This is a genomic window from Nonomuraea longicatena (assembly GCF_039525605.1).
GTDB classification, from domain to species: domain Bacteria; phylum Actinomycetota; class Actinomycetes; order Streptosporangiales; family Streptosporangiaceae; genus Nonomuraea; species Nonomuraea longicatena.
This window is the reverse complement of sequence record NZ_BAAAHQ010000036.1, coordinates 139,599-144,509: the sequence shown is the minus strand read 5'-3', so window position 1 is coordinate 144,509 and position 4,911 is coordinate 139,599. Positions and strand designations below refer to the sequence as shown.

Sequence of the window (4,911 nt, the reverse complement as noted above, 5' to 3'; positions counted from 1 at the left end):
CCTCCAGCAGGGCGGCGACCCGTTCGTCCGGGCCGGAGCTGATCGCGGCCAGATGCCATGCGCGCCGGTCGGCGCCGGCGGCGCCGACGAGCGTCTCCGCCAGCGCCCGGTGCGCCTCCAGGCGCAGCGCCAGCGGGGCGTTCCGGTAGGCGCTCGCGCGCACCAGCGGATGCCGGAAGGTCAGCCGGCCCTCGGTGAACAGCAGCAGGTCGGCCTGCTCGCCGGGCGCCACGTCCGCGAGGGAGGCGCCGAGCCGTCCGGCCGCGCCGAACACCACGGCGGGGTCGCCGGTGTCGTCGGCGGCGGCCACGGCCATCAGCCGTTGCGTGGCCGCCGGCAGGTCGGCGATCCGGTGGGCGAAGGCCCGCCTGAGCCCGTCACCGGGTCCCAGCGCCGGTGGCACGCCGTCGTCGAAGGCCGTCGGGAGTTCCAGCAGGGCGAGCGGATTGCCGCGCGCCTCGTCCAGGATCCGCGCTCTGACCTGCGGTGCGAGAGCGGCGGCCCGCTCGGCCAGCAGGCTCGCGGCGGCGTCAGGATCGAGGCCGCCGACGCTGAGCTCGGGCAGGCCGGACGCCGCGAACCCGGACGGGTGCCCGTCGCGGGCGGCGAAGATCATCGCGATGCCCTCGGCGTGCAGCCTGCGTGCCGCGAACAGCAGGACCTCGGCGGAGGCGTGGTCCAGCCAGTGGGCGTCGTCGATCAGGCACAGCAACGGGCGCCCCCCGTCAAGGTCGGCTGCAACGTCGGCTGCCAGGTCGGCGAGCAGGGTCAGCACCGCGAGGCCCACGAGGAACCGGTCGCCGTCGGCGCCCCGCGCCAGGCCGAGCGCCGCGCCCAGCGCGGCCGCCTGGCGTCCGGGCAGCGCGTCGACGCGGTCGAGGTGCGGACGCAGGAGCAGGTGCAGTCCGGCGAACGGCAGTTCGCTCTCGGACTCGATCCCGGTGCCGTGCAGGACCCGTGCGTCACCGGCGACGGCGGCGGCGTGCCGGAGCAGCGCCGACTTGCCGATGCCCGGCTCGCCGCGCAGGACCAGCGCGCCGCTGCGCCCGGACCGGGCCTCGGCCACGACCCGCTCGATCGCGGCGCACTCCCGCCGCCTTCCCCAGAGCATGACGAACAACCTAACGCCCCGCCGCCGGGCCGACGGCCTGAGCGCCCGGCTCCGAACCGGGGAAGGCCCCGGTCCGGGGCGGGGGAGCCTGCCTCGGCGTACTCTCCGGGTCGGTGCGCGCGGCTTCAGCGGCGCAGGCGGACCTGAACCGGTGCTCCGTGGACGGTCTCGAACTCCACGACGGTCCGCTCGCCGTCCACCCGCGTACGGCACGGCCCCTCGGCCCGCCACCGGCCCGCGAGCGTCACCCGCAGCAGGTGCGGACGGCTCGGGTCGTCCAGCCACGGCCGCGACCACGGGCTGTAGTGGCCGACGTAGCGGCCGCGCTCGTACTGGTCGGGGTCGATGCCGCCGTACAGCCGCAGGTCCGGATCGCACACGGCGAGGTCGAGTTCGTCCCCCTCCGGCCGCGTGAGCAGCATGGACGGCGTGTCCACGTACCGCACCAGCCCGGTCAGCGCGGTCCGCTCGAACACCGCGTACCCGGTGAGGCCGCTCGCGCGGTCGCTGACGACGTGCGCCACGCGGTCGGCCCGGTGCACCGTGTACGGCGCCCGTCCGGGCTCGTCCATGGCGGCGGCGAAGGCGGCGGCGGACTCGGCCGTCGCGCCGACGAGGACGGCGTACTCGTAGTGTCCGTCGCGCGGCGCGCTGCCGTGCCTGATCCAGGCGGTGGAGAAGTCGCCGCCGGTCGGCGCCTCGGTGCCGTGGTGGCGGGACTGCTGGGTGCCCCGGGTGAGCCCGACGCGCTGGCCGGGGGCGAGGTAGTAGCCGAGGTCCTTGTCGTCCAGGATCCACCGGGGCGACAGCTCCAGCCCCTCGTACGGCCAGGCGGTCTCGGCCCCGTCGACCAGGACGGCCCCGGTGCGGGTGGTCTGGAAGAGGGTGGTCTCGGTCTCGTGGACGCGGTCGTCGTTGGCGATGCCGGTGCCGATCGCGATGACCCGGTCGTCGAAGAGGAAGACGGATTTGCGCGCCCGGTGGCTGCCGTCGTATTTGGGGTGTTCGCGAAGGTCCATGGCGAACATGCCGTCGCGGCCGTCGATGGTGTGCGCGCCGGCGAAGCGGGAGTCGGTGAGCAGCATCTCCTCGATGGCGCCGGTCAGGTCGCCTTTGAGCAGGTCGAGCGGTTTGCGGATGACGGTCGTGCCGGGCCGCCGGTTCCAGTCGTAGCCGTTGGGCGCGTACCCGCTGGCCAGGTTGGTGCCCTTGTGCAGGACCTGGATCTGCCCGTAGGTGTTGTAGCGGCCGTACCAGTTGGCGCCGACGTAGATCTCGGTGCTCCACAGGTACCGGTTGTGGCCGCGCACGCTCACCTGCCACTCCCCTCTCCGCTGCACGGCGAGCGCGGCGTAGTTGTAGGCCCAGTTGCCGGTGGGCGCGGGCTCGGCGGTGACGCCCCTGGCGGCCAGCAGTTCGGCGACGGCGCGCTGCTGCGGCGTGGGGGCGGCGGGCAGCAGTCGCAGGAAGGCGGCGCCGATCTCGTCGTCGATCCGGGCCAGCCACTGGAAGGGCACGACCGACAGGCCGGTGGTGCCGCCGGGGTTGCGCCCGCTGGCGGAGACCGGCCAGTGCGTCTTGTTCGCGTAGATCCGCTGGGCGAGCAGCGTCTTCTTCAGCCACCCGTACGCCTGCGGGGAGATCGCGAACGCGCCGCCGTGCAGCACGTAGACGATGGGGGCGAGCCCGGCCAGCCCGTCGCGGACGTAGTCGGGGAAGAAGCCGACGTGGTGGAAGGCCGAGCCGTCGGGCTTGACGCCGTCCTGGATGCCGTCGGTGGGCTGGAGGGTGTCGTTCAGCCAGTCGCGCAGCACCCGCAGATAGGCGATCTGCTCGCGGTCGCCGTCGCGCAGCAGGACGGCGGCGAGCATGCCGCGCACGGTGGTGTTGTAGAGGTCCATGACGCTGCCGCGCGCCGTCCGGAAGCCGAAGCCCCGGAACAGGCGGCCGAGCCCGGTGAGCCAGTCGAGGTCGGCGCGCAGTTCGTCGAGCAGCCCGGCCTCGCGGAAGACCTCGCGCACGAGGTAGGCGGAGTCGTAGTAGCCGCGCACGTCGAAGCCGAGGTGGTGGATGGTGCCCTGGCCGCTGCCTGCCGTCCAGCCCTGTTCGCGCAGGTGGTGGAACAGGTCGAGGTAGAGGCGGCCGAGCGCGGGCCGCTCGGCGGGAGCGGCCTGCCAGGCCAGCGCGATCGTGCGCATCAGGTCGGTGACGGCCCGCAGCGTCACGGGGGCGACGAAGGCGCGCAGCTCGGCGGCGATCTCGGCGGGGTAGATCTGCGACTGGTAGGCGTGGACGGGCCGGCCGAGCAGGGCGGCGGTCTGGGCGGTGAGCGCGGGCACGTCGACGGTGACGGGGGCGAGCAGGTACTCCTCGACGTAGCGGGTGCGCAGCGCGGCCAGCGCCTGGGTCTCCGCCGGGGTCGGGGGCGTGCGGTCGGGCTCCTCCTCCCGCAGGAGGCGCTCGAAGGTGAGCAGGGCCTGCCAGTGCTGGTTGTCGTAGGTGTCGCCCTCGGCGGCGATGGCGGGCAGCTGGTGGTCGGCGTTGGGCGCGTCGGGGCGCAGCGGCACGTTGAGCATGAGCTGGTCGAAGTGCAGCGTCCCCGTACGGCGGGGCGCCACGATGCGCAGGGTGTCCATGGCGGGGTGCGGCCTGCCGCGCATGTCGTAGGCGTAGCGCAGCCACGCGGTGCGCCACCCCCGGTAGCCGAGCCGGAAGTCGAACCACACGTCGGTGCGCTCGCCTCTGCCGAACTCGAAACGCAGCACGTCGTCGGTCGGCTCGGTGTTGTGGACCCAGACGCAGAAGGCGTCCACGAGGCCCTGCCACGCCTGGTCGTCGCCGGGCCGGTAGGGGTCGGCGGCCCAGCGCAGCGGCGCCCGTACGGTGATCACGGAGCGGCTGTCGTGGTCCCAGCGCAGCGACCGGGTGCCACAGACGGCGGCGGCACCTGAGACGGACAGGCCCGAGCCGGAGAAGTGCGGCGGTACGGCGCTCTCCAGCAGGAAGACGGGCGGGGTGAGCGCCATGGCGCGCTGTTCGAGGTCGGCGGGCAGAGCGGCCGCGACAGTGGAGGCGGGGGTGGAGGCGGTGGCGGGGGTGCTGGTCATCATGAGGGGTGCGGCCATCCCGGCGGTGATCACGGAGCGGCGGGTGATCTCTGGTGCCATGCGCCGTATACAACGCGAAAGTTTTCTTCACGTAAAGAGCGTCATGGGCGGATGATCGCCATCCGGGTCACGGTCAGCTCCTCGATCGCGAAGCGCGGCCCCTCGCGGCCGGTCCCGGAGTCCTTCACGCCGCCGTACGGCATGTTGTCGGCCCGGAAGCCCGGCACCTCGTTGACGACGACGCCACCCGCCTCGATGCGCTCGATCGCGGCGAAGGCCGTGGCCAGCGAGGCGGTGTAGACCGAGGCGTGCAGGCCGTACCTGGAGGCGTTGACGACCGCGAACGCCTCCTCCAGGTCGCGGACGGTCCGCACGCACACGACCGGGCCGAAGATCTCCTCGTCCCAGGCGTCGGCGCCGTCCGGGACGTCGGCGAGCACCGTCGGCGCGACCGACCGGCCCTCGCGCACCCCTCCGGCGACCAGCCGGGCGCCCGCCGCCACGGCCGCCGCCACCCAGGCCAGCACCCGGTCGGTGGAGCGCTCGTCGATGAGCGGCGCGACCCGGGTCTCCGGCAGGCGCGGGTCGCCGACGGCGACGTCGCGCACCCGTTCGGCCAGCAGCGACAGGAACTCCTCGCGTACCGGCTCCTCGACCACGACCCGCTGCACGGAGATGCACGCCTGGCCGGAG

The 4,911-nt window shown here is 74.0% G+C and carries 3 protein-coding genes; all 3 read right to left on the bottom strand.

Annotated features, from left to right (window positions below; genetic code table 11):
- On the bottom strand, positions 1–1,111 hold a 1,111-nt coding region (locus ABD120_RS29310; RefSeq protein ID WP_343953383.1), incomplete at its 3' end, for an AAA family ATPase.
- A gap of 125 nt (positions 1,112–1,236) precedes the next feature.
- Positions 1,237–4,278: a chondroitinase family polysaccharide lyase gene (locus ABD120_RS29305; RefSeq protein ID WP_343953382.1), complete on the bottom strand. Its 3,042-nt coding sequence runs from the start codon at positions 4,276–4,278 to the stop codon at positions 1,237–1,239.
- A gap of 41 nt (positions 4,279–4,319) precedes the next feature.
- Positions 4,320–4,911 (bottom strand): aldehyde dehydrogenase family protein (locus ABD120_RS29300; RefSeq protein ID WP_343953381.1); only part of this gene is annotated, 592 nt, incomplete at its 5' end.

Bases quoted from the DNA above. Each gene is read 5' to 3' on its own strand.
- ABD120_RS29305 (WP_343953382.1), bottom strand. From the start codon at position 4,278: ATGGCACCAGAGATCACCCGCCGCTCCGTGATCACCGCCGGGATGGCC.